A 25,483-nucleotide genomic window follows, 5' to 3' on the forward strand; every position below is an offset into this window, starting at 1 on the left:
AGCATGCATAGACGTCTGCATGCCTTCTATTCTGACCCGCGCATTTGCAGGCTATTGCTCATTCTTCTTGTTCAAGGCTTCATATAGAATTGCCAAATTCCGCTCAAGCGCGCTAACCAGCTGCTTACCTGCACCTTCTGGAAGGAGCCCTGCACGAACAGCAAAATCAACTTCCTTGGAGAACCCATACATCTGTGTATCCAATACTTCCTCATAGAGAGGGCAGTAGCGGGTAGCCAGATTCTCCATCTGTACTTCAATAAGCTTCTGTATTTTATCTGCATCTTCTTGAAGAAGACTGATCGCTTTCAAATTCAGCTGGTCCTGCAGATCAGATGAAGTCATGCATTTTTCCCCCCTATGTCCCAAAAATCGCGTAAAGACGTTCTACCTCTAATATTAGACGAAATGAAGAGCTAATACAAGAACCTGACCAAAATAAGCCCGCAAAGTTAAGCCTTTTGTTGAAGCTTAATCCACCTGTTCCAGTCACGTCCAGACGAGTATTCAGATCATTTCATGCCAAAAAACACCCCTGCCTAAAAAGGCAAAGGTGCTTCTTGAGAGCTATTACTCAGATGCGATGCTTACATTCAGTCCATGCTTGGCAAATACTTCTGACATGGCTGCTTTTGCTTCAACTGCATCTGGACCATGAACATGCAGTTCATAGCTGTGCGTGCTGATCAGCGTTGTAAACAATCCGAGAATACTTTTTACATCGATATACTTGTTCTCCGAATGAAGCACGATTGAAGAAGTAAACTTGCCTGCTGTTTGAGCAATTTCCACTACAGCCGCGTTATTACTCGACATAGGAATCCCTCCGTCTTTTTACTATTGGTATCATCTATTAATTACCACTACATGATACCGTGAATCCGCTTTCCTAGCAACAGCAAAATCCTGCTCCTACTTCAAACGGTCCGGATTCAGGCATTCCAGCTCAGGAATAACAAAGATACCGTCTTTGCGAATCAGCACATCGTCAAAATAAATCTCCCCGCCGCCGTAATCCGGACGCTGGATCAATACCAGATCCCAGTGGATGGACGAGCGGTTGCCATTGTCCGTTTCTTCGTAGGCCTGACCCGGTGTAAAGTGCAAGCTGCCTGCGATTTTCTCATCGAACAGGATATCTTTCATCGGATGCAGAATATGCGGGTTAAATCCAATCGCGAATTCACCGATATGACGAGCACCCTCATCCGAATTCAGGATTTCATTCAAACGCTCTGTATCGTTACTTGTCGCTTCAATGATTTTTCCATTCTCGAAAGTGAACTTGATATTTTCAAATGTCACTCCGTTATACAGCGTTGGTGTGTTATAACTAATCGTTCCGTTCACGGAATTACGCACAGGGGCACTGTACACTTCGCCATCCGGGATATTTTTTTGGCCAGAACATTTCTCTGCACCGATATCTTTAATGGAGAAGCTCAGTTCTGTTCCTGGTCCGGTGATACGAACTTTGTCCGTCCGCTTCATCAGGTTAGCGAGCGAGTCCTGCGCTTTGTCCATTTTGGCGTAATCCAGGTTACATACGTCAAAGTAGAAATCTTCGAACGCTTCTGTACTTGTATTGGCAAGTTGCGCCATACTTGTGTTAGGGTAACGAAGTACAACCCATTTCGTATGTTTGACACGTTGTTCGCTATGTACCGGGTGGGAGTACAATGAATTGTACATTTTCATTTTTTCTTCCGGCACATCGGACAGATCATTCACATTTTCTCCCGCACGAATACCGATATAACAATCCATCTGTTTCATACGGTTCAGATCAATCTCTGCCCATGTTTTCATCATTTCTTCTGTGGCATTTTTCAGCATCGCACGCTGTACGGTTTTATCAGTCAACTGTACAAAGACGTTACCACCTTTTTTGCCTACCTCTTCAATAATGGCGTTAATCAGATCACGTTCCGATCCAATCATCTCAACCAATACATTTTCACCAGGCTGTACATCTACTGAATAGCCCACCAGGTTTGCTGCAAGCTTTTGAATTCTTGGGTCTTTCATCTTGGTAAAATCCTCCTGTCATCTGCCATACTTGAATTGAACAACGGTAAATTACGATACTATTGTAGCACGCGAACAGTCATCCCGTCAGCAGGCAGTCCCTCACTTCGTTTATTGATATGACTTGAAGTTAACATCGGTGACAAGGGCTTCTTTGTTACTTTTACGGTTGTTGTCCGTATAACTCATCTGACTTTCAGAGGATAAGCGAAGAGGCAGACTGCTCTTCCGATCTACCGTGAGATGATATACCGTCTGCACGCTCGCTTGTTTCATCATCTGTTGCATTGTTGTTTCACCCTGTTTCCAAACTTTCTCCAGATCCTTCTCAAGCTTCTCCTTACGCGCCCCTTTCACCGAAGCTGCCTTATGCATATATTCTGACCGAATGGCGTTCATCTCGTCGTTTAGCTGGGTTACAGCCCATGATTTGGCGTCTTCCGGTGCAAGTTCAATCCGTAATGTTCTGGTTCGACGACCGGCACCATACTCGGATTGAATGGTTTTGTGCATCCCATCGATCTTCTCCAATTGGGCAATTGGATTAAAACGAGAAAGAGACCCACGGAGTGGCTCATGCTGCGCTGACAATGCCATCCATTGCCCTTGTTTCCGCTCGAAAGAGGCGCTAAACCCACTGGGCTGTCCATTATTTTTTACGGCAGTTGTTTGAATGCCTGTGCCCACAGCGGTCACTTCTCCAGGTAACCGGGTCTGAAGGGTCAGACGATCATGATTCTCCAACTTGCCTTCAAATTTAAACTGATTCTCGAACAGCCCACTGTTCTCCCGTCGAAGTCCTGCCTCTCCTTCAAAACTCAACGTTTCTTTTCCCGCTATCCCCGATAAAGCCAAGGAAAAAACCTCTTCAGGCGTTTGATCTCGCTGGATTAATCCACAACCCGGAACACCAATAATCACGATGCTCACAAATAACCATAATGTACGTACCGAATGGCGGTTAAACATGTCTATCTTCACCCTTCCGTGAACTTTCTCCATAGATTGCCCCGCCCGTATATGCTTATACTTCCTTCTATACACAACTTGATTCTCCCATGCACAAAAAAAAGAGAACGACTCCGCAATTGGAATTGTTCTCTTAACGTGTTACATTCTGTTCCTCTACAACGATTCTGTTCCGACCACCATTCTTGGCGCTGTACAAAGCCATATCAGCCCGATAAAACAAGGACTCTACACTGACCTTTTCATCCATCCAATTCCACTCTGCGATGCCACTGGATACTGTAACGGGCGGTCTGGTCTCTTCTTCGACTCTCTTACGAATCACTTCCGCATAATCTAACGCCTGCCTTACACTCACCTGTGGCATATAGATCGCCAGTTCTTCTCCACCCCATCTGGCACAGACATCCTCTGAGCGAACAGAGCTGGTGACGATCTCACTCACTTGCTTCAATACTTGATCCCCCGTCTGGTGTCCGAATGTGTCATTCACCTGTTTGAACTGATCAATATCCACCACAATGAGGGAGCCACAGAATTCATGAGCCTGTCGCTCGTGAATCACACTATCCAGATAATGCCTCACGTACAGACCTGTCAACATATCCAGATTAGCCAAGCGCCGAACCTCAGCATGCAGCGTGGCATTTGACAGGGCAAGCCCGATATGAATGGATAACATCTGCAAGAGTCGATAGTTATCATATGAAAAGTAGTGCTCTCTACTGTGTCCCAGCAAAATGGCACCCTTCACTTCACCATTAACTCTGATCGGTGATGCAATCAGTGACATGGATCCCGTATCTTCCATGAAAAAGGAGGACACTTTATCATACTGTGCATAATTGACTATAATAAGTGGTTCCTCTGTTCGGTACACCAAACCTGCGATACCGTAGTCTACAGAAAAGGATTGGTGAAAAACATCTTTCACGTTAGATGACATGACTTCGAAGTCATTTGTACTGTCATTGAGTTGAAGAATGCAACACGTTTCAGCCTGGAATATTTCCTTTAACTCTTGCTCGGATAATTGATAGATCTCCGAAAGATGCAGGCTTTTGTTCAACCGCTGTGTAAGATCATTAATTAAACGAAGTTCCTGAATTAACATATTGGATTGTTCATGTAGCTTGGCGTTCTCAAAGGCCGTTCCTGCAGTGTCTACCATCATCGTAATCAATTGCAAGTCCGATTCTTCCATAATCTCTTCATTCATTTCGATATGGAACACACCGTATATGCCTTGTTTGCCTTTGAGCGGAATCCCTATATCTACAATGCGGTTCTCTGCATCATCTGAGCGAGCAACGATCAGCTTACCTTCCATAAATGAACGCACACAAATATCTTCTCCTCGCTCGTGGACAAGCAACGGTTTAATCCGTGGATCAGAATTGCTCTGATCCTGAGACATATACAATTTGATATAAGTGGCCGGGTACAAGTAGTCCATACTGTCAAATACCTCATCCAATATGGCCTCGACATCCATTTTGTCATGCATTCGCTGAACAATCTGAAAGAGGATGGACCTCCGGTGTTCCTCACGGGCTGTTTGTTCATGAGCATGTAACAGGTCCGTCATAAATATGTATTCAAATCTTCGGTAAAAGCAGGTGCGATAATGCAATGCCTCAGATTGAACCACAGCTTCAGACGTTTCATATCCATTGGATTCATAGATCACAGCAGTAAATACGGCAAACATATCCTTGTTTGTTCTGGAGAATAAGGGATGTGTTATTATAAGATATTCTCCGTGTTCGCTTGTCCCTTTAAGGGACAGGACCTGTCTCTTATCCAAACATTCCAATACCAGCCTGCGTGCATTTACACCCGGATCAGCTTCATGATCGCTATCGTATCCTATGCAATCGCCTTCCGTGTTCCACACGCTGTAAAAGGTTGATGTTCTGGTCAGCCTTGAACCCACTCTGGAGTTCCAGTCACTGTATGCCTGCTCTAGCAAGCTGCCCAAATATGAAAAATCAAAAGGTGTGATATCCATTTTTTGCATCCACAACACATGCTCTTCATGAGAACGAGGAGCGGCAAAAGATGCGGAATCGCCCGAACTTCGTGAATTCAAGCTGGCAGGTAAACTTCTTAGATGTTCTAACATGTCAGGCGCTCCTTTGCACCGTTTTTGCATCCACCAGGATGCATTAATCTGCAGACGTTATCGCAAACCTGCAAATTCGTTGCGATAACCTTGTTACATAGAGATGATTTAAAGTTAAGATACAATCTATTTTACTCTGTTTATAGCTTTTTTGCATCCATATTTCAGAAAATTGTCCCATTATTTTAGGCCCAATGACCTATCGACAAATTTAGACGTTTTTTTGCTTTTATTCTATGCTTGACTTTGTTTCTCTTAAACTGTAATATAAATTGTTGATGAAGACTACTAATGGGTCTTTAAATTTGGGCATTACCGGTTGTGTCACCCTCATTCTTTTTGTTGCTTTCAGGACAGCGGCTGAACTTTCCTGATCGTTCTATGCGAGGCCAAGCCCGCATCAACAAATTGGAGCGCAAACAGAGCCCTAATATGAACTTTAACTAAAAAGGAGCTACTTTAAACATGGCACGTTACACTGGTCCTAAATTTAAATTGAGCCGTCGCCTCGGCATTTCCCTTAGCGGAACAGGCAAAGAATTGAAACGCCCTTTCCCTCCAGGTCAGCACGGAGCTAACCAACGCAGAAAAATGAGCAACTACGGTATGCAATTGCAAGAAAAACAAAAATTGCGCCACATGTACGGTTTGGGCGAGAAGCAATTCCGCACACTGTTCTCTAAAGCTCAAAAAATGCAAGGTATTGCCGGTGAGAACTTCATGTTCTTGCTTGAGTGCCGCCTTGACAACCTCGTTTACCGCCTTGGGTTCGCTAACTCCCGCGCTGGAGCGCGTCAGTTGGTAGCACACGGTCACGTAACTGTAAACGGTAAAAAAGTCGATATCGCTTCTTACCAAGTAAGCACTGGTGATGTAATCGGCTTGCGTGAGAAGAGCCGCGCTCTTTCTTCCGTTAAAGAAGCTTTGGAAGGCCGTTCGCATCTTCCAGCATACGTTGAATACAACGAAGCAGCTGTAGAAGGTAAATTCATCCGCTTGCCTGAGCGTGCTGAATTGTCCCAAGACATCGATGAAAAACAAATCGTCGAGTTCTACAACCGTTAATCGTTGCAATAACATTAAAGTTTCAATCCAAACAGCTGTCGAGATTTTCTCGGCAGCTGTTTTTCTATGCTTTTTTTTAATTATCTTCATTATAGGAACGTAAATAACGATATAAAATATAGACTCCCTTCAGGAGAAGCACACATCCATATATACATCACAAGAATGACATCGAGGGGGATTAAAACATGCATTTTTTTCGCAATCGCAAGCTCGCTGTTAAGCTTGGACTTTTACTCGGGATCGTATTACTCTGTTGTATTGGAGCCCTGATTGCATTTAATACCAAATCCATTTACGACAAAAGCCTCCAGTACGGCGAAACTGTTGCTGGACAAGCAGCAAACCGGGCTACGAATGAGTTTATGACAGACATTAATCAGGTCAAAAACACATTGGACACCATGAGCACCACGTTATTGGATGCCGCTCAGAACGGGTCTCTCAACCGCGAAGAAGTCGTTAGACTCCTTGAACAGTATCTGAAAAAGGACGAGAAAGTTTTTGGCTTTTATACGGGCTGGGAACCAAATGCCTTTGATGGAAACGATGCGGATCACGTGAATAAAAATGACTATGATGATGCTACAGGCCGCTTCATCCCCTACGCCATACGGGACGGTAACTCCCTGCATTTTGAGCCTCTGACTACCTATGAGGGAAACAGTGAAACCAGTACATACTATCAACAGCCGAAGAAAACCAAATCCATCTATTGGTCCGAGCCAGTTACCTATACAGTTGGCGGAAAAGAAACACTACTCGTTTCGATTGTCCTCCCTCTATTAGATGAAAACAAAACTTTTCTGGGCATTGTTGGGGCCGACTTTACCATTGATCGTTTTCAGCAAAATATAGCATCACTTAATCCGGATCAGGGTTATGCCATGCTGATTACTAGTGGAGGACAGATTGCTGCACACGGCTCCAAACCGGAACTGGCTAATGAAGGAGCCGTAATTCCATCTGAAATGAAGACAATTATTCAGCGTATACAATCTGGCGAGTCTCAGTTTTACGCCACTGACCCTGAAGTAGGGGAAGAACTATTTATTGCAGAGCCCGCCAGGTTACAAGGAACGGATTCAAACTGGTACCTTGTATCGGCGCTGCCCAAGAGCCGAATCCTTCAACCCTTCTATGACAGCTTGAACTGGTCCATACTGATTGCCGCACTGGCAGTACTTCTGCTTGCAGGTGTGGTTACCTACACCATCATCTCCATTGTTAGACAGTTGAATCAAGTTAATATCGTCGCTGGACAGCTGGCTGGCGGAGATTTGACACAAAAGTTACCTGTACGATCCAAAGATGAATTTGGCATCATGGCGGGTCATATGAATCAGATGATGGATACCCTACGTCATACCATATCGGTTATATCCGAACATGCTCTATCTGTAGGCTCCACTTCTCAACAATTGACCGCAGGTGCCGAAGAAACAGGTAAAGCAGCCGAACTGATTGCATTAACAGGAGTCGAAGTTGCAGATAAAGCAGGTAAACAGGTGCAGGAGCTGCAAGAGTCCTCCCGTTCCATGAATGAAATATCTGCAGGGATCGGAAGAATTGCAAAGGCCGCCTCCGATGTATCGGATTCATCGCGTGCTGTGGCTGAGCGAACAACTGTCGGAACCGATAAGATTCAGTCCGCCATGCGTATGGTCGATAGTGCCACCTCTTCTGTGCAGACGTCCATGACCGCACTGGAGAATTTCCGTCAACGTTCGGAAGAGATTGGCCATATTACAGGCATGATCACAGAAGTTAGCCGACAAACCAATCTTCTTGCCCTTAACGCTTCCATTGAAGCATCACGAGCAGGTGAACATGGGCGCGGCTTTGGTGTTGTTGCTTCCGAGATTCGTAATCTGGCTGAACAATCCAGAATATCGGCAGCGCAGATTGCAGCGTTAATTCATAGTGTTCAACAAGAGGTCCTTTCTCTCGTTGAAAATATGGAACAGGGGAATGCCGAGGTTAGCCATATAGCGGAAGTGATTAATGAAAGTGGTGAACTATTCCTCTCCATTTCATCACAGATCACAGATGTTAATGAGCAGATTGAGCATGTATCAGCCATTGCGCAGCAGATGTCAGCTGGATCACAGCAGGTGGATGCCACGTTAGTGCAACTCAAAACCATTGGTCATGAGACGGCAGATCACGCAACTCGTGTTGCCTCTGCCTCTGAAGAACAACTCGCATCCATGGAAGAGATTACGGCGGCATCTGCCTCACTGGCTAATCTTACCCAGGAACTATTAGAGCTGATTCAACGCTTCAAAACCTAATGTAGAAGACCTCCAATACGACAAATCATTCAGGTCACCCTATGCACCTCAGCATGGAGGTGGCCTGCTTATTTTGGCTTACAACTCATGAAATGTGCTTCAATATCGCATGATATATAGCATAATGCATGGCAGAATGGCAAATTTCGACCATTACTTGTATTTCTCAGGCATGCAAACCCGCCTTTTTATGCTATAATAAGTGCTGTTAAAAGGAGGAAGACACTGAATGGTTGATGTTAATAAGAAAAAGCCCGATGAACAGCCTGTACGCAAACGCAGTTTTGCCCGCAGACTGGGAAGTTTCGTCAAATGGATGGTTGTCCTAGGATTTATGGGGGCACTATTTGTAGGCGGTGCTTTGATGGGATACGTCAGTTCCATTGTGAAAGACGAGCCTGTCCGTTCAAGGGCCCTGATTGAACAAAAAGTCAGCGAAAACTCCATCACAGGCTTTGCTTACTTTGCCGACGGCAGTCCGATCGGTCAATTACGTACGGAAGAAGACAGGCGTCCGGTCACTACGGACCAGATCCCACAGAAGGTTATTGATGCTGTCATTTCGATTGAAGACAATCATTTTTACGAACATAAAGGTGTAGACATGAGCGGAACACTACGTGCCGTGAAACAGAAAGTGCTGAAAGAATCAGTACAAACCGGCGGTAGTACACTGACTCAGCAATTGGCGCGTCGTGTGTTTTTGAATCTGGATCGCACGGAAGATCGGAAAGTGAAAGAAATTTTGCTCTCACTCCGACTCGAACGTTTCCTGACCAAAGACGAGATCATGACAGCCTATCTGAACAAAGTTCCTTTTGGTAATGGTTCCAGCGGATACAACGTTTACGGAATTAAAGCGGCCGCCAAAGGATTGTTCAATATTAATGATCTAGAAAAAATCAACATCGCTCAAGCTGCTTATCTTGCTGGATTGCCACAACTCCCCTCCTCTTACTCCGCTTTTAACGGTAAAGGTGATTTTGTAGAGGAGAATTTTGACCGCGCAATCAACCGTCAGCATCTGGTACTGCGCCGTATGCTTGAACTGGGCAAAATCAATCAGACCGAGTATGACAAAGCTCTTGCTTTTGATATCAAAAGCGCACTCGCTCCGAAGACCATCAAGGCTTACAACACTTATCCATATCTTATGATGGAAACGGAACGACAAGCTGCACAGATTTTGATGAAACAGTTGAATTCCGACACAGCTGAATCTACGGACAAAGCTACGGATGCAGACACACCTCAGAAGGAAAGCAGTGCATTATTAGAGGAAGCTCAGACGCAACTGCGGACAGGTGGATATCGGATATACACGACCATCAACAAAAGTATCTACAAAACGATGCGTACCATTGCGGAAGATGACAGCAATTTCTCAGCAGATGATCCTGTCAAAGGAAAAGAACAAACTGCTGCCATGCTGATTAATCACAAAACCGGTGCTATTCTTGGAATGATTGAGGGCCGGGATTTCCAGGACGAACAGATGAACTACGCAACGCAGATGATACGTCAGCCAGGTTCAACGATGAAACCTATTGCAGCTTATCTGCCAGCTCTGGATGAGGGTCTTGTCCAACCTGCTTCTATTATTGATGACTCACCGATCATTCTCAAAAATGGTCCGAGCGGCTACCACATCGCCAAGAATGCCAACAATCGGTATCAGGGACTGGTCACTGCCCGCAGAGCACTGAATTATTCTCTTAATATACCGGCTCTGAAGTTGTTTAATGAAGAAGTAGGGATCGAGAAAGCTTGGACCTTCGCCAAGAAACTGGGGATTACCACCATCCAGAAGGAAGACTATCAGGCTCAGACAGGTGTTCTCGGAGGTCTCCAATACGGTGTAACCGTTGAAGAATTAACCAGTGCCTATGGTGCTATCGCCAATAAGGGTGTATATAACGATTCTTACATGATTAGCAAAATTGTAGATTCCAAAGGCAACATCGTTTATAAGCATGATACTGAACCTGTCCAAGCCTTCTCGGAGCAGACAGCATACCTGATGACCGATATGCTGCGGACCGTTATTACAGAAGGAACGGCAGATAAAGTACGTGAAAATTATAAATATTCCAAGAGTGTGCCAATCGTAGGTAAAACGGGTTCCACTCAAAACTACGCAGATGTCTGGTTTGAAGGTTATACACCAGATGTCACACTTGGCGTATGGGTTGGATACAAACAGCCGGTGAATACGCTGGAAAGTAAATCACAGAGAAAACGTGCGCAGCAACTGTGGTCGAAAATCCTGAACGAAGTGATCGATACGCAAAAAGATCTGTTCGTCACGGATTCGTTCAAAAAACCATCTGGCATCGAAACGCGCACGGTGTCTGCATACAGTGGCAAGTTGCCAACATCCATGACTGACAAATTTGTTACGGATATTTTCAACAGCAAGTTTGTTCCGAAGGACAGCGATGACGGTGTAGCCAAAGCCAGGTACATCACTTACAATGGCGTAAATTATATTCCGCGTGACGGAACACCTTCGGACATGTTGAAGGAAAAAACAGTAATCAAGCGTAAAAAACCAATCTCGGATCTCATCAAAGAATTGCAAAATGCATTCTCACGTATGAGTCGACATGAATCACTCGCTTATTATCTTCCTGAAGATGCGGATGCAGACATGCCAACACAGATTGATCCAAGAACAGATAACGGCAAAGCTCCTGATGCACCAGGCAACGTACGGATCTCAACCTCGGGTGACAGAGCAGTCATTACATTTAATGCCACACCTGAAAATGATGTCGTGGGTTATCGTCTGTACCGTTCGGTAAACGGTGGAGGGTTCCAGAACCAGGGTCAGGTTGTCTTGGCCGGTGAATCCAGATCATTCTCTGCATATGCTGCGCAAGGCGGTAACTTCGCCTTCTATGTAACGGCAGTGGATGTTGCCGGTAGAGAGTCTGCTCCTAGCGCTACAGTAAATAGTGCTGGTGTAGCTCCTCCTGTGGAAGAAGAGATTAATGAGCCAATTGAAGTTCCAGGTACAGTCATTACACCAGGAGAAACGCAGACCGATAATACAACAACGACAGCCCCAGGCACACCTGGTCAAGTCAGCGTATCTGCCCTCTCTCAAGGACTGCGTATTCAATGGGCGTCCAGTCCAAACGCAGATAGTTATGCTGTATATTACAGTGAAACAGGCTCAGCTCCTTACACCAAAATTGGAACAACATCGGGAAATACCATGGATTATGGAGTACCCGCGTCGACCAGTGGATGGTTCAAGGTATCTGCCAGCAACAGTGCGGGTGAATCCGAACCTTCTGCAGCCATACATTTTCAACCCTGATTCAGGCATAACGTTCCAAAACAAGCCGCATCCTCAGACTGTATCTGAGTGTGCGGCTTTTTATTTGTATTTACAGTAAGCCAAAAAGCCTGCTTCATGCCATTGGCATAAAACAGGCTTTTATAATCCATTTTAATGGGTAGAGTCACTGTATTTGGAACCGCAGAATATTAACTTCTTCCCCACTACTCAATGTATCGGTATCGATAGCGCCACATTGATGATCCTAGCACTGTCGCGTTAGTCTTCAATGGTGGATAGATCTCCTGTTGGCAGATCAAGCTCCCAGGCTTTCAGGACACGGCGCATGATCTTGCCGGAACGTGTCTTGGGCAGTTTATCCTTAAACTCAATCTCACGCGGAGCAGCGTGGGCAGACAGGCCCTCTTTGACAAAACGATAGATCTCTTCTTTCAGCTCCGGTGTCGCCTCATATCCTTCACGAAGCGCTACAAAGGCCTTGATGATCTCCCCACGTGTCACATCCGGCTTACCGATTACGCCCGCCTCTGCTACCGCAGGATGCTCCACGAGCTTGCTCTCCACTTCAAAGGGGCCGATACGCTCCCCTGACGAATTAATCACATCATCAATCCGTCCCTGGAACCAGAAATACCCTTCTTCATCCATATAAGCGGAGTCACCGGATACATACCAACCCGTAAGCCTGAAATACTCCTCGTATTTCGCAGGGTTATTCCAGATCTTCGCCATCATGGATGGCCAAGGTGTCCGTATGGCCAGATTACCCATACTGTACGGCGGCAATTCCTGCCCGCGATCATCAATAATGGCTGCTTCGATTCCAGGCAACGGACGTCCCATGGAGCCAGGCTTGATTGGCATTCCGGGATAGTTACAGATCAGCTGTGCACCTGTTTCCGTCATCCACCATGTATCATGAATTCGCTGACCATAGGCTTTCCATCCCCAACGAACAACCTCGGGATTGAGCGGTTCACCGACAGACATGACATGACGCAGACTGCTCAGATCAAACTGTGCGATGGTCTCTTCTCCCGCTCCCATCAGCATACGGAAGGCCGTTGGTGCACTGTACCAGATCGTGACCTTGTTCTTCTGGATGGTGCTGTACCAATCTTGAGGACTGAAACGACCGCCTCGTATCACATTGGCTACTCCGTTGAGCCATGGAGCAAAGATACCGTAAGAGGTGCCTGTCACCCAACCAGGGTCAGCAGTACACCAGTACACATCATCCTCACGTAAATCCAGAACAACCTTACCTGTATAATAGTGCTGAATCATGGCATTTTGAACATGGTACACCCCTTTGGGTTTACCCGTAGAGCCTGAGGTATAATGAATAAGCAAACCATCCTCACGATTCAGCCACTCTACTTCCATCTCATCCGAAGCGGCAGACATCTCTGCATCAAAATCGATGAGTCCTTCTTCAGTCTGCACGCCCCCACCCACAATAAATATATGTTTGAGTTCGGGCAATTCGGAACGTTTGATGCGTTTTAGCAATTCCGGAGTGGTGACGAGTGCTACTGCTCCGCTATCCTCCAGCCGATCCTTCACTGCCGTTTCCATAAAAGCTTCGAACAACGGACCCGCGATGGCTCCAGCTTTCAATATGCCCAGAAGACTAAAATACAGCTCAGGACTTCGAGGCATAAAAATAAACACCCGTTCCCCTTTGGCTATGCCATATTTGCGGAGAACGTTCCCGAACCGACTCGACTGTTCGCTCAGATCAGCAAAAGTATAGGCCTCTTCACGTGAAGCATCGCTATACAATAAAGCGGTTTTCCCGCCCCTTCCTTCCAGTACATGACGATCAATCGCTTCATGCGCCATGTTTACTTTTCCGCTGGCGTGCCACGTAAAGTGCCTTTCCACCGATTCCCAATCGAACCGGCTTCTCGCCTCCGTGTAATCGCCCAGATTAGATTCAGACACAACCGTTTGCAGCATCTCACCATGTGCTTGACTCATGCTTGCCAGCCTCCTTCAACTCGACATTTCGATTCCCGTTAGGGGTCAATCCTCATTGCCTTTGTGTTGACTGAACTTCCAGTTAGCGCTTACATTAGTAGAGAGAACTTCTCATCATGTACTTGCTCGGCCAAACAGATGTTAACTATACTGTATTGAATTGTGAACATTTTTTGTCTACGCAATTATAGCAAATCTTATCAATTGTCGTCTATGGCTTTTCAATTTTTTGGATTTTTGCTATAAATATGTGTTCAAGAAGAACGGTTTTCAGTACCAAGAAGATGGGATGAAGCTAGAAATGGAGTAGCGGAGCGTAGGGGAAACTACGTGAGCAACTAAAATGTTTCCTTTGGAAACATACTTCGTAAGCCTCCCGCTTATTTCGGGTGAATGCCATATTCGATGCTGATGATGCCACTAGGCATCCTTCGTAATCAAAAGCGTTCCTTTTGGAACAACCTCTATAAGTAGGAGAGAGAGGAGCATGAACCATGGAACATATCAAAAAATATCATATGCGTTCCATCTTCAAGTCCGGCCACCGAATTACTGTTGAAGGCCCTGTGCAGGCCGAGGAGGTAACCCGTCTTGGCTTTCATCCGGATCTGGATGCCTTTCGGCGCCCAACGGAGCAGCAGGAAGCTCTGGCCGAGATCGCAGCGTTGCCTGAAGGGCGAATTATCATTGCACACGAAAATGAAACGATTATCGGCTATGTAACCTTTCACTATGCGGATGATTGTGAACGCTGGTCTGAGGGTAATATGACTGATCTGATTGAGCTTGGGGCAATCGAGGTTGCGGACGACTATCGCTCGCTTGGCATTGGACGTGAGATGTTGCTTACCGCTTTGGAAGATAAATACATGGAGAATTACATTATTTTCACCACAGAATATTATTGGCATTGGGATCTGAAGGGCAGCGGACTAAACGTATGGGATTATCGCAAAATGATGGAGAAGCTGATGGAAACGATCGATATGACCTGGTATGCAACAGACGACCCCGAAATCTGTTCACATCCTGCGAACTGTTTGATGGTGCGAATCGGAAGTCAGGTGCCCATCACATCAGAAGAACAGTTTGATCGTGTACGCTTTCGCCATCGGTTCATGTACTAAGTCAATGATCTGTTCGACAAACGATATACATAACAAAAACCGCCTCTCGCAGCGTTGCTCCATACTTCATGGAACAGCTAATCGAAGAGCGGTTTTTCATTGATTTTGGGTTGGCATTACAATCGTAATTTATGCCATTACATATTTTCTAACATGTGCTCCACAATACGGTGTGAACGCTTCGAAGATTCCACGGTAAATTCAGCAAAGTTAACATGCGCTGAACCATCCGCTTTATCTGACATCCCACGCAGGACAACAAATGGTACACGATTCATGTAACAGACCTGAGCAACGGCTGCCCCTTCCATCTCGGCACATGCACCGTCCATTTCGGTATATAACATGTTAACCGTATCTTTATTCGCAATAAATTGGTCTCCAGATAACACTTTACCGATCAGGTAATTGGCTCCCTGAGCTTTACATGCTTCTTCAGCCAATGTAATAAGCGAAGCCTCGGCAGGGAATGCAGATGTCTCCTGGTAAGGAATAACCCCGCGTGCGAACCCCAGTGGCGTTACATCCATGTCGTGCTGAACACATACAGACGATATAACCATATCTCCGATGTTCAGTTCGGGGTTAACTGCACCCGCAACACCTGTGAAGATAATCCGATTAACCTGAAAACGATCAATCAAGATCTGCGTTGTAACCGCTGCATTTACTTTACCTACGCCGGATTTGCACACGACAATTTGCTTGCCCAGCCACTCCCCGGCAACGTATGTTATACCGGTTTGTTTGACCGTCTCAAGCTGCTTCATACCTGCCAGCAAAAGCTCAACTTCCTCATCCATCGCTCCGATGATACCAATCGTTTCACGCATCTTCTGATACCTCCTATTTTCACTTTTAGCCTCATTCAGCACAAAAGCTCCGTCTCCGGAGCTTTCGCATGTCCACTATGTAGAGAGAATAATGACTTCTCCCTTAATATATCTGTATATAATCCCGATTAAACTACATCTGCGTGACTTACAGACAGACGAAGAATTGTTTCATGCGGCAAAATAACCCGTGGGTTCTCCACATTTTCTTTTTTCATCAACTTGGTCAGCAAACGCATCGCTACTGCGCCAAGATCGTACATTGGCTGAGCCACTGTTGTCAACTGAGGACGCACCATGGAAGCCATACGGATGTTATCCACACTAATAATGGAGAAATCATCCGGTACTTTCAGGCCTTCATCCTGAATGCTGTGAATGGCACCAATCGCCATTTCATCTGTTGCAGCAAAAATCGCCGACGGCTTCTTCTTCAGTCCGAGGAAATATTTCATTGCTTCCACACCGGATTCATAACGATAGTTACCGATACGTACCAGATCCTCCTGGTATTCCATGCCTGCTGCTTCCAGTGCTTTCTTGTAACCTTGGAAACGTGCATATCCATTCGCTGGATCTTGCAGCGTACCACTGATCATCGCAATTTCCTTGTGTCCATGACGAATCAGGGTGTTTACCGCGTCAAACGCAGCAGCCTCATGATCAATATCCACTGAAGGGAATGAGCCCTTCTCATCACTCGTTGCACAAAGTACGATCGGCACAGCCGCAGACTGGAACGCCTGAATGTGTTCATCCGTTACTGTTCCGCCCATGAAGAGCAGTCCGTCTACTTGTTTTTCGAGCAACGTGTTAATAACACGAATTTCTTTTTCTTTCTTCTTATCTGCGTTACACAAAATAATATTGTAGTGATACATATTCGCAATATCTTCAATTCCGCGGGCAATCTCCGCGAAGGTGGAGTTCGAAATATCTGGAATAACAACCCCGACCGTGGTTGTCTTCTTGCTTGCCAGACCTCTGGCTACCGCATTCGGACGATATCCCAACCGTTCGATGGCTTCATATACTTTTTTCCGCGTTTGCGGTTTGACATTAGGGTTATTATTAACTACCCGTGATACCGTTGCCATAGACACTCCAGCTTCACGTGCCACATCATAAATGGTTACCGTCACAGTACTTCTCTCCATTACCAGTAAATTTTCATACCATTTTCATTAAGATTTATATTACGACAAATTTTTGCATTAATCAATTAAAATAGGCTTTAGGACTCACTCAAAACATTCGCAAGTGTGGTTCTAGTAATATCTGAATGGGAAGTATGCCATACAGGAATTCCCTTTTTGATCAGGATTGCCTGTGGAGATTCGTGCTTAACACCCAGCTTGTCTGCTGCTTCATTTGATACCGGGCGATCTTCCACAACATAGATGATGCCATATTTCACTTGTTCATTAGCATTGTTAAGCAAATAATCGTTCATCTCCTGATAAGCATTCGAGCTGATCGGACAGCGCGTGCTATGCTTAAACAGAAGCAAGGGTTGATCCTTGGTAGCCTCCACTGCGGAGTTTAGCTGTTCAATACTTGTCATTTTAGTCATGTCAGCCATTAGATATACATCCCCCTTTACCAGGAATACCGCTATGTTGAGCGTTTTCACTCTTCGATATCTTAACAAAAAGTGCGCGAAAAAGCCAATTTTCATGAAAACAAGCATTTTACACGTCAAAATTAGACAGCATTTGAGAAGTACTCCTGCCACACAAATCCGGATAATTGACTTAATCTGCGCTCCGTTGTCTCAATCCACGCTGCATCACCAGACTTCGTTGCGTAACCCATAATGTCCAGCAGCAGATTGATACGCTCCTCCACTGCTTGTTGCATTCGATATTCCATCTCCCGATCGGTCGCATCCGGCCAGGCCAGCAGTAGCTCATGAAACAGGTCTGCCAGTTCATTACGTTCACCAAAAGATACGTCTTGCTTCACGGGCTGTTCACCCAATGTGCTTATGCATGCTGTTAAGTCCGGCTTGACCGGCGGAAGCACTTCGTATGATACACAGTATGTACACGCAAATACGGGTACGTTTCGAATCTCCACTTTTTTGGCGTATACCACTGTTCTTAATTCCAACTCCATTACATGTCCACATCTGCACGACTTGCGCACCACCATCACCTCATTCGTTCTATACTCTATATAAGTACCATTCGACCTATTTCGGCTCAAATCCTGCTATAAACAAAAGGTTGCACAAATTACCACTCCCACCAGATGAAGGTTGTCGAATGCAGGCAGTTACTGACTTGTAATCGCTTCCTCCAAACTGAATAAGCACTTCCATGAAGTCCCTTGGAGAATCTGTTACAATTAAAGACGCAACAGACCTAATCACCGCAAAAAGGAGAGATGGACATGAGATTAACCGGCAAAAAAGTCATCGCTCTGGTCGATGAAGAATTCGAGGATTTGGAATTGTGGTACCCTGTACATCGGGTTCGTGAAGAAGGTGCAGAAGTACATCTTGCTGGAGAGAAAAAAGGAAAAACCTATATTGGTAAATATGGTGTGCCTGCTGAAGCCGAATACAGTTTCGATGAACTCGACAGTTCAGATTACGATGGCATTCTCGTGCCAGGCGGCTGGGCGCCAGACAAGCTGCGTCGTTATCCGAAAGTACTGGAGCTTGTGAAGGAAATGAATGCAGACCGGAAACCGATTGGACAGATCTGTCATGCGGGCTGGGTGCTGATTTCTGCCAAAATTCTGGACGGGGTTACAGTAACCTCTACACCAGGCATTCGCGATGACATGGAAAATGCAGGTGCGATCTGGAAAGATGAAGCCGTTGTTGTTGATGGACATATCATCTCAGCACGTCGTCCGCCTGACCTTCCCCCTTATGGCAAGGCATTCTGTGATGCACTCGCTGACAAATAAAAACAACCCCATTGTGCTCTCATGCACAGTGGGGTTATTTTATATAACAAGGTGTCCAATACATAATTATCACAAATGTAAATATATTAACTTAAAGGTATTTATATCCATTTTCCCCAATTATGATGCGTTCGATCCACTTTGTTCATCCGGACTTCCCGTGGAGTCATTAAAGACTTGCAGTCGCTCCTCAATAGCTCCGCTGGTCCGTAAGGCGAAGCACTTTCGCGCTTCTTCTTTGGCGGCCGATGCTGTTGTGTTCAGCACTCTGTGCTTCACACGTAACAGGGATTGCGGAGACATACTCAAGTGACGAATGCCAAGCTCCAACCAAAGCGGAATGGCACGTTCGTCCCCTGCCATCTCTCCGCACACACTGACATCAATTCCAGCCGTATGAGCCGCATCTGCTGTCGCACGAAGCATCCGCAGAACAGCCGGATGATAGGGGTGATACATATGAGCAATCTGCTCATTCATTCGATCTACTGCCAGTACATATTGAACCAGGTCGTTCGTACCAATACTGAAGAAATCAGCTTCCTCTGCGAGCAGATCAGCAATCATCACCGCTGCAGGAACTTCAATCATAATTCCCACCTGAATGTGAGGGTCGTATGCTAATCCGCGCTCGTCCAGATCGGACATCGCCTCACGGAGAATCTCATTGGCCTGCTGAAGTTCTTCCACCGAAGAGATCATCGGGTACATGATTTTGACATTTCCGGCAGCGCTGGCACGGAGAATGGCTGTAAGCTGTGTTTTGAACAGATCCTTGCGATCGAGACTAATCCGAATAGCTCGGTAACCCAGAAACGGATTGTCTTCCTCCGGCAGTTCAAAGTAATCGAGTTGCTTGTCACCACCGATATCCAGTGTACGAATAACAACGGATTGTCCTGCTGTTTTCTCTGCCACAAGACGGTACACCTCATACTGTTCTTGCTCACCCGGGAAAGTCGCACGGTCCATGTACAAGAATTCTGTTCGGAACAAGCCCACACCTTTGGCTCCTTGTTTCAAAGCAAGGTCTAATTCCTTCACCGAACTGATATTGGAAGCCAAGTGCAGAACGGCCCCATCTTTGGTTACAGCATCCACGGTAGCAAGGACTTGAAGTTGTTCCTTTTTCTTCAGTTGTTTGCTGCGAAGCATGGTATACCGTTCAATCGTCTTACGATCCGGGTCTGTAAATACCAAGCCATTGTCACCATCCACCACAAGCATATCCCCTGTCTCTACCGGCATGCCAAGACTCGCTTCCAGACCGGAAACGAGAGGAATGCCAAGGGCACGAGCCATAATCGCAGAATGTGATGTTTTCCCGCCAATCAAGGTTACAATACCTAGCACATGGGTCGGATTCAGATGTGCCAGTTGAGATGGCGATAATTCTTTGGCAACGAGCACATATGGCTGGGTATCCGAAGGAAGTGTAATCTCCGGTGCACCAAGCAAATGCTTGAGCAGACGGTTACCCACATCCTTGATGTCAATGGCCCGCTCCTTCATATACTCGTCTTCCAGCAAGTCAAACATCGTAACAAAGTGGTCAATGGCTTCTTTGACCGCCACTTCTGCTGCCTTATATTGACGCTCGATAATGCCGCGAATTTCGTTCATGAATACCGGATCTTCCAGGATGGCCAGATGTGCATCAAAGATACTGGACTCCTCTGGACCAACAACTTCCTTGAACTCATTTTTGATATATTCGATCTCATCCTTAGATGTCCGTATGCCCTCATACAGCCGTTCGAACTCTTGGGCAAGATCCACCGAATCCATCTTCTGATCCGGCAGATCCCATTCCCAACTGGGCAGGACAAATGCTTTGCCGATGGCTATGCCTGCAGCTCCGTTGATGCCTTGTATCTTCATTCTACCCCTCCAACGTTCCTGTCATAGAGCACCACGGACATAACGGATGCCTGACCTTTCTTAACTTGCTTAAATGGAGCAAAACTCCATGATTTTACACGATCCGGATTCGTAATTACCATGGGTGTTGTTAGTGATGCCGCTTGCTCGCGGAGTACTGCCAGATCAAACTTGATCAACAACTGCCCTGGCTCCACCGTATCGCCCTCCTGAACAAAAGCTTCAAAATGGCCTTTCAACTGAGAGGTATCGATGCCGATATGCAGTAATACCTCAAGCCCCTCACGGGTAGAAATACCCAAGGCATGCATGGTCGGGTACAAGTGCATAATCGTTCCGTACACGGGTGAGACCAGCTCTCCCTTTTCCGGAACAAAGGCTACACCATCACCGACAAGCTTGGCTGCAAAGATCTGATCCGGTACCTCTTCAATCGGGAGCATTTTGCCCTGAACGGGGGCACAGAACAGAACCTGTTGCAGATCTCTTTCCAGCAACTTCGCGATTTCTTCCCGAATCAATTCCGAGTAGGTCCCGAATACCACCTGTACGTTACCGCCACCCAGCTTGATCAGTCCTGCGGACCCCATACTCTTCATGGCACCCGTGTCGATCAGCCGGTCATCATGCACAGTAAGGCGAAGACGTGTAATACATGCTTCAACCTGTACAATGTTACTCTTCCCACCCAATGCTTCGAGGATTAAAGGTGCCTGATAAGGAATGTTACCTACCCAATCTTCCAGCATGGAGCCCTCTTCACGTCCTGGTGTTGGAATCTTGAACGTACGAATCGCCCATCGGAACAGGAAGTAGTAAAGCAGCCCATATAGTATGCCAATCGGAATGAGCTTCCACGCATTCTCCGATAGATGGAAATTGAGTATGTAATCAATAATACCTGCGGAGTAAGAGAATCCATGCCGGATATCCAGCCAGTAACTAATCCACATGGCAACGCCGGACATCACTGCATGCACGATGAACAGATAAGGAGCCGCGAACAAAAAAGCAAACTCAATCTGTTCCGATACCCCGGTTAGAAAACAAACGAGTGCCGATGTCAGAAAAGTTTTCTTGATTTTCGGTTTCAGATCTTCCCTGGCTTCCTGAATAATAGCAAAGGCTATCGCCGGAATGGCAAACATCATGATGGGAAACAAACCTGCCATAAAGAATCCTGCTGTTGGGTCACCTGCAAAAAATCGGGGCAAATCCCCTTGCACAATGTTACCATCAGGCGTTTCAAACGTCCCTAACTGGAACCAAAACACATTGTTAAGCAGGTGATGAAGCCCAAAAGCGACCAGCACCCTGTATAACACCCCGTAAATGAACAGTCCAAAACCCCCGAGACTGTATTCCCAAGTGGCAATGCCGTTCAATCCATGCTGTAGGATCGGAGCGAGCCATAACATAAAACAGGAAAACAATGCCGAACAAAGTCCGACGATGAGCAAAACAAACCTTGAACCTCCAAAAAACTGTAAAATTTCAGGCAGTTTAATGCTTTTAAACCGATTATGCATCCCACCGGCAAGCGCGCCGAGTATGATTCCGATTAAGGAAGCGGGCTGAACGGTGCCATCCCCGAAGTTCCGAGTCACCTGATCATATATCACGATACCAGCCAGAGCAGCAAGTCCCGCTTGTCCGGCCTGGTTGGAGAGTCCCAGTGCTACACCGACAGCGAACAAATACGGTAAGAAATAAAAAATACCGTGTCCGGCCACGGTAGACACTTCACCGACAATATCCAATCCCCAGGCGTCCCAAGGCAGACTGCCAACACTGAGCAAAATTGCGGCGGCGGGCAGGACCATTGTAGGCAGCATTACCGCTCGTCCGAGCTGCTGCAAGGATCCGAGCCAATTCATGGCGACCTCTCCTTTCTATCCTAGATGGTAAGCTTTACGCAACGTTTTGTCAAAGCAAAACAGTAACCAATTGGTAATTAATAATGGCAAAAATAGAACAGAAAAAATCCCGTCAACTTCAAGTTAACGGGATTCATCCTATGTTCATTCAATTGGGTCAGATCAGGAGATCAACCGATCTTAGGTGAACGAGCCTCTCAGCCGCGTCCAGCGCCGCGCAGAACGATGGAATCTTCTACCTTGATACAACGATTCGTTACCGCTGTCATGCCGTTCTCTGCAGCAATCTGGACCGCTTCATCACTATGGATGCCAAGCTGCAGCCACAGCACATTAGCTTTGATGGCAGCGGCGTCACGAGCGACTTCCGCGCAAAACTCTTCGCGACGAAACACATTGACAATGTCTACCGGCTCTGGAATATCCGCGAGTGTGGCATATACCGTCTCGCCTAGGATTTCACCTTGCGCCTGTGGATTAACCGGGATAATGCGATAACCTCTGCTCTGCATGGCTTCTGCCACCATATAGGAAGTGCGATCTGATTTGTCTGATAAGCCGACGACTGCGATGTTGCCTGCCTTGCGCAAAAGTTGCCCAATTTCTTCACGAGTAGGGTTGTTAAATTCCATGTTCAAGCACCATCCTTTTCTGATTAAAGTGCGTGTTCAAAAGACAGGTTTCAGTTATTTTACTCTTTTACCCATTGAACCGAGGCGCCAAGCGCCTGCAAATGATCGAAATATTGCGGATAAGACTTGGCTACATGGTGTGCATCCCGAATACGAAGCGGCTCCTTGGAACGCAGACCAACGACAGTTAGCGCCATAATTACACGATGATCGTAGTGAGCATTAATCTCCACGCCGCCTTCAACGCCTTCCGGACGTCCGTGTACAATAATCTCAGCTTGACGCTCTTCAACGTTCGCTCCTGCCTTCCGCAGTTCGTTCAAGTAATCGGTGATTCGGTCACATTCCTTGTAACGCAGGTTCTCTACATTATAGAACCGTGACGTGCCTTCCGCAAACACAGCTGCGGCTACCATAGCCAAAACGGCATCCGTCGCGGCATCCCCATCGAATTCAATCGCTTTCAGTCTGCCATTACCTTGAACGTGTACGACATCGTTCTCATGTGTCAAAGGCACTTCCATCATGCGCAGAACGTCAACGATGGCACGTTCACCCTGTTTGCTCTGCTCCATCAGTCGCAGAATTTTCACATCAGACTGTGTAACCGCAGCTGCGGCAAGAACGGCTGCCGAGCCCGGGTAGTCCCCTTGAACCGTGTAGGTCGTCGGCTGGTAAGCCTGTCCACCTGGTACACGGAAGGACATGTAATCATCACTTGCATGGATAACGATGCCTGCCTGCTCCAACACTTCCAGCGTCTGTCCGATAACGACCTTGGACTTCAGGTCATTCAGTACTTCAATGGTGCTGTCTTCTGCAAGCAACGGAGTTACAAACAACAATGCACTCAGATATTGGGAGCTGACGGAGCCGGATACACGAATGTGTCCACCCTTGGCATTGCCACCCTTGATTGTAATCGGCAGGCGTCCTTGTTCATGTTGTACTTCTACACCCAATTGACCAAGCGCATCGATCAGGTCATCATGGGGGCGTTTGCCCAGTGAATCCGGGTACGTATTCACAAAAGTAACTTCAGGGCAGAGCGCTGTAACGCCCATCAGGAAACGAAGTACAGCACCCGCATTCCCAACATTCAATTCACGCACATCACGGGGATGACTGCCAAAGCCCTGGATCACAATCTTGCTGTCGTCTTCTTCAAGTACTGCCCCCAGATCGCGAATACATCTGCGCATGGCGTCACTGTCTTCACTGTGTGCCGGGAAATGAATGGTACTTGTGCCTTCTGCCAGTGCAGCAGCCAGCAAATAGCGGGTAGTGTAGTTTTTGGAGGACAGAACCCCGATTTCCCCGTTCAGAGTGGGGGTTGGTTTAACAATAACGTCCATGGATGAAATTCTCCTTCGTTGATTATATTGTGGCCAAATTGACATTCCGTGCATCGCTTGGGTATCATTATAGCGTTAAGTCCATACAGAAAAGAGGACCTGAATATGACACAAATAGCTGAAATTGAAACGTCTGAGCTGCGCCGCCGTTTACAGGCGGGAGAGAAGCTGCAGATGATAGACGTCCGCGAGGACGATGAAGTCGCGCAAGGCATGATCGAAGGAGCCAAGCATATTCCGCTTGGACAGATTCCGGACCGACTGTCTGAGATTGAGAAATCAGGCGAGATCGTGATTATCTGTCGTAGCGGTTACCGCAGTGAGCGTGCCTGTGAATATCTGCAACAACTGGGATATGAAGGCTGTACAAACATGGTCGGCGGTATGCTTCAGTGGCAACAGGAAGACTAGAGAAACCCGGAGAGAAGCGAAGTCATTTGTAACCTTGTGACTTCTGTTCTGCTCCACTCCTAGAAACGGGCCTATATGGCCCGTTTTGTTATATCTGCCACCACCTATCAACCATCAAACTTCGATGATAACAAGCTTAGACGCGGTAATGCGCTAAAATTAAACGAGTCACTTCGGCAGCGGATAACTCGGTTGTATCCACCGTATAATGTGCGAACCGATATGCGTCTTTCCGTTCTTCCATAATTGCCTGAATGCGTTCCTCTGCATTGCCTGCGAGAAGTGGACGGTTGTCACAGCCACTAACACGCTCTACAATCACTGCCGGATCAGCAGTCAAGGCAACAACCCAACCATTCTTCAGCATCACGTCACAATTATCCGAACGCAGCACCACGCCACCTCCGGTCGCTATGACCTGTGACTTCTTCTCCAGCATCGAGCACAACATGCGGCTCTCGGCATCACGGAAATACGTCTCTCCCTTGCCAGTGAACAATTCTGGAATCGTACAGCCTTCCTCTTTTTCCACCGCGGCGTCTACATCAATCAATCGATAACCAAGCTCACGTGCAAGCATGTCAGCGACGGTTGATTTGCCGGTTCCCATCATGCCGATGAGAATAATATTGTTAGACTTGCTCAAGGTGTACACTCCTTTAATTCAAGCAATTCGT

General features: G+C 46.5%; 21 protein-coding genes. 6 read left to right on the plus strand and 15 right to left on the minus strand.

Annotated features, from left to right (window positions below; translation table 11 throughout):
- Positions 1-51: 51 nt before the first annotated feature.
- The 5 genes from AC4E8D_RS21050 to AC4E8D_RS21070 all read right to left on the minus strand — a co-directional run bounded on the left by AC4E8D_RS21050 (position 52) and on the right by AC4E8D_RS21070 (position 5,122).
- Positions 52-345, minus strand: coding sequence for an Fpa/YlaN family protein (locus AC4E8D_RS21050; protein WP_017687426.1), 294 nt, complete (start codon positions 343-345; stop codon positions 52-54).
- A gap of 225 nt (positions 346-570) precedes the next feature.
- Positions 571-816 carry an HPr family phosphocarrier protein gene (locus tag AC4E8D_RS21055; RefSeq protein WP_036614658.1) on the minus strand — a complete coding sequence of 82 codons (246 nt, stop codon included), beginning with the start codon at positions 814-816 and terminating at the stop codon, positions 571-573.
- A gap of 96 nt (positions 817-912) precedes the next feature.
- Complete coding sequence (locus AC4E8D_RS21060) at positions 913-2,028, minus strand: aminopeptidase (RefSeq protein ID WP_490205188.1); 1,116 nt, start codon at positions 2,026-2,028, stop codon at positions 913-915.
- Positions 2,029-2,139: 111 nt separating this feature from the next.
- Entirely contained in the window at positions 2,140-3,030 is an 891-nt protein-coding gene (locus AC4E8D_RS21065) for a hypothetical protein (RefSeq protein WP_221825336.1), read from the minus strand.
- Positions 3,031-3,130: 100 nt separating this feature from the next.
- A complete protein-coding gene (locus AC4E8D_RS21070) occupies positions 3,131-5,122 on the minus strand; it encodes a sensor domain-containing diguanylate cyclase (protein ID WP_221825339.1) in 1,992 nt (663 codons plus the stop codon).
- A gap of 465 nt (positions 5,123-5,587) precedes the next feature.
- Here AC4E8D_RS21070 and rpsD point away from each other — a divergent pair, with 465 nt between their 5' ends.
- The 3 genes from rpsD to AC4E8D_RS21085 all read left to right on the plus strand — a co-directional run bounded on the left by rpsD (position 5,588) and on the right by AC4E8D_RS21085 (position 11,806).
- Positions 5,588-6,187: a 30S ribosomal protein S4 gene (rpsD, locus tag AC4E8D_RS21075; protein WP_062835377.1), complete on the plus strand. Its 600-nt coding sequence runs from the start codon at positions 5,588-5,590 to the stop codon at positions 6,185-6,187.
- A gap of 188 nt (positions 6,188-6,375) precedes the next feature.
- Positions 6,376-8,481 carry a methyl-accepting chemotaxis protein gene (locus AC4E8D_RS21080; RefSeq protein ID WP_490205189.1) on the plus strand — a complete coding sequence of 702 codons (2,106 nt, stop codon included), beginning with the start codon at positions 6,376-6,378 and terminating at the stop codon, positions 8,479-8,481.
- Between the two features lie 229 nt (positions 8,482-8,710).
- Entirely contained in the window at positions 8,711-11,806 is a 3,096-nt protein-coding gene (locus AC4E8D_RS21085) for a transglycosylase domain-containing protein (RefSeq protein WP_237174440.1), read from the plus strand.
- 240 nt (positions 11,807-12,046) lie between these two features.
- On the opposite strand, the gene acsA is transcribed toward AC4E8D_RS21085, so the two are convergent.
- The gene (acsA, locus tag AC4E8D_RS21090) at positions 12,047-13,771 is read right to left on the minus strand and encodes an acetate--CoA ligase (RefSeq protein ID WP_237174439.1); all 1,725 of its coding nucleotides are present in this window, start codon (positions 13,769-13,771) and stop codon (positions 12,047-12,049) included.
- A 494-nt stretch (positions 13,772-14,265) separates the two neighbouring features.
- Here acsA and AC4E8D_RS21095 point away from each other — a divergent pair, with 494 nt between their 5' ends.
- Positions 14,266-14,898 carry a GNAT family N-acetyltransferase gene (locus tag AC4E8D_RS21095; RefSeq protein WP_237174438.1) on the plus strand — a complete coding sequence of 211 codons (633 nt, stop codon included), beginning with the start codon at positions 14,266-14,268 and terminating at the stop codon, positions 14,896-14,898.
- Between the two features lie 137 nt (positions 14,899-15,035).
- Here AC4E8D_RS21095 and AC4E8D_RS21100 read toward each other — a convergent pair whose 3' ends face one another.
- From AC4E8D_RS21100 to AC4E8D_RS21115, 4 genes are all read right to left on the minus strand, one after another.
- Complete coding sequence (locus tag AC4E8D_RS21100) at positions 15,036-15,731, minus strand: 5'-methylthioadenosine/adenosylhomocysteine nucleosidase (RefSeq protein WP_490205190.1); 696 nt, start codon at positions 15,729-15,731, stop codon at positions 15,036-15,038.
- Between the two features lie 128 nt (positions 15,732-15,859).
- On the minus strand, positions 15,860-16,873 hold the full coding sequence (gene ccpA, locus AC4E8D_RS21105; RefSeq protein WP_169481547.1) for a catabolite control protein A: 1,014 nt from the start codon (positions 16,871-16,873) through the stop codon (positions 15,860-15,862).
- A gap of 92 nt (positions 16,874-16,965) precedes the next feature.
- Positions 16,966-17,313 carry a bacillithiol system redox-active protein YtxJ gene (ytxJ, locus tag AC4E8D_RS21110; protein ID WP_215078203.1) on the minus strand — a complete coding sequence of 116 codons (348 nt, stop codon included), beginning with the start codon at positions 17,311-17,313 and terminating at the stop codon, positions 16,966-16,968.
- 122 nt (positions 17,314-17,435) lie between these two features.
- A complete protein-coding gene (locus AC4E8D_RS21115) occupies positions 17,436-17,849 on the minus strand; it encodes a hypothetical protein (RefSeq protein ID WP_490205191.1) in 414 nt (137 codons plus the stop codon).
- Between the two features lie 276 nt (positions 17,850-18,125).
- Between AC4E8D_RS21115 and AC4E8D_RS21120 the strand changes: the two genes are divergently transcribed.
- A complete protein-coding gene (locus AC4E8D_RS21120; protein ID WP_036674874.1) occupies positions 18,126-18,650 on the plus strand; it encodes a type 1 glutamine amidotransferase domain-containing protein in 525 nt (174 codons plus the stop codon).
- A gap of 120 nt (positions 18,651-18,770) precedes the next feature.
- Here AC4E8D_RS21120 and ptsP read toward each other — a convergent pair whose 3' ends face one another.
- The 4 genes from ptsP to aroA all read right to left on the minus strand — a co-directional run bounded on the left by ptsP (position 18,771) and on the right by aroA (position 24,395).
- Positions 18,771-20,531 carry a phosphoenolpyruvate--protein phosphotransferase gene (ptsP, locus tag AC4E8D_RS21125; protein ID WP_490205192.1) on the minus strand — a complete coding sequence of 587 codons (1,761 nt, stop codon included), beginning with the start codon at positions 20,529-20,531 and terminating at the stop codon, positions 18,771-18,773.
- Entirely contained in the window at positions 20,528-22,408 is a 1,881-nt protein-coding gene (locus AC4E8D_RS21130) for a glucose PTS transporter subunit IIA (protein ID WP_221825358.1), read from the minus strand. The genes ptsP and AC4E8D_RS21130 overlap by 4 nt, the downstream gene beginning before the upstream one ends.
- A 197-nt stretch (positions 22,409-22,605) precedes the next feature.
- Complete coding sequence (locus AC4E8D_RS21135) at positions 22,606-23,040, minus strand: CoA-binding protein (protein WP_221825360.1); 435 nt, start codon at positions 23,038-23,040, stop codon at positions 22,606-22,608.
- Positions 23,041-23,099: 59 nt separating this feature from the next.
- On the minus strand, positions 23,100-24,395 hold the full coding sequence (aroA, locus tag AC4E8D_RS21140) for a 3-phosphoshikimate 1-carboxyvinyltransferase (protein WP_490205193.1): 1,296 nt from the start codon (positions 24,393-24,395) through the stop codon (positions 23,100-23,102).
- A 105-nt stretch (positions 24,396-24,500) separates the two neighbouring features.
- On the opposite strand from aroA, the gene AC4E8D_RS21145 reads away from it, so the two are divergent.
- Complete coding sequence (locus AC4E8D_RS21145; protein ID WP_017687407.1) at positions 24,501-24,806, plus strand: rhodanese-like domain-containing protein; 306 nt, start codon at positions 24,501-24,503, stop codon at positions 24,804-24,806.
- Positions 24,807-24,942: 136 nt separating this feature from the next.
- On the opposite strand, the gene AC4E8D_RS21150 is transcribed toward AC4E8D_RS21145, so the two are convergent.
- Entirely contained in the window at positions 24,943-25,452 is a 510-nt protein-coding gene (locus AC4E8D_RS21150; RefSeq protein WP_223868845.1) for a shikimate kinase, read from the minus strand.
- Between the last annotated feature and the right edge of the window lie 31 nt (positions 25,453-25,483).

Source organism: Paenibacillus sp. SRL342, assembly GCF_984798905.1.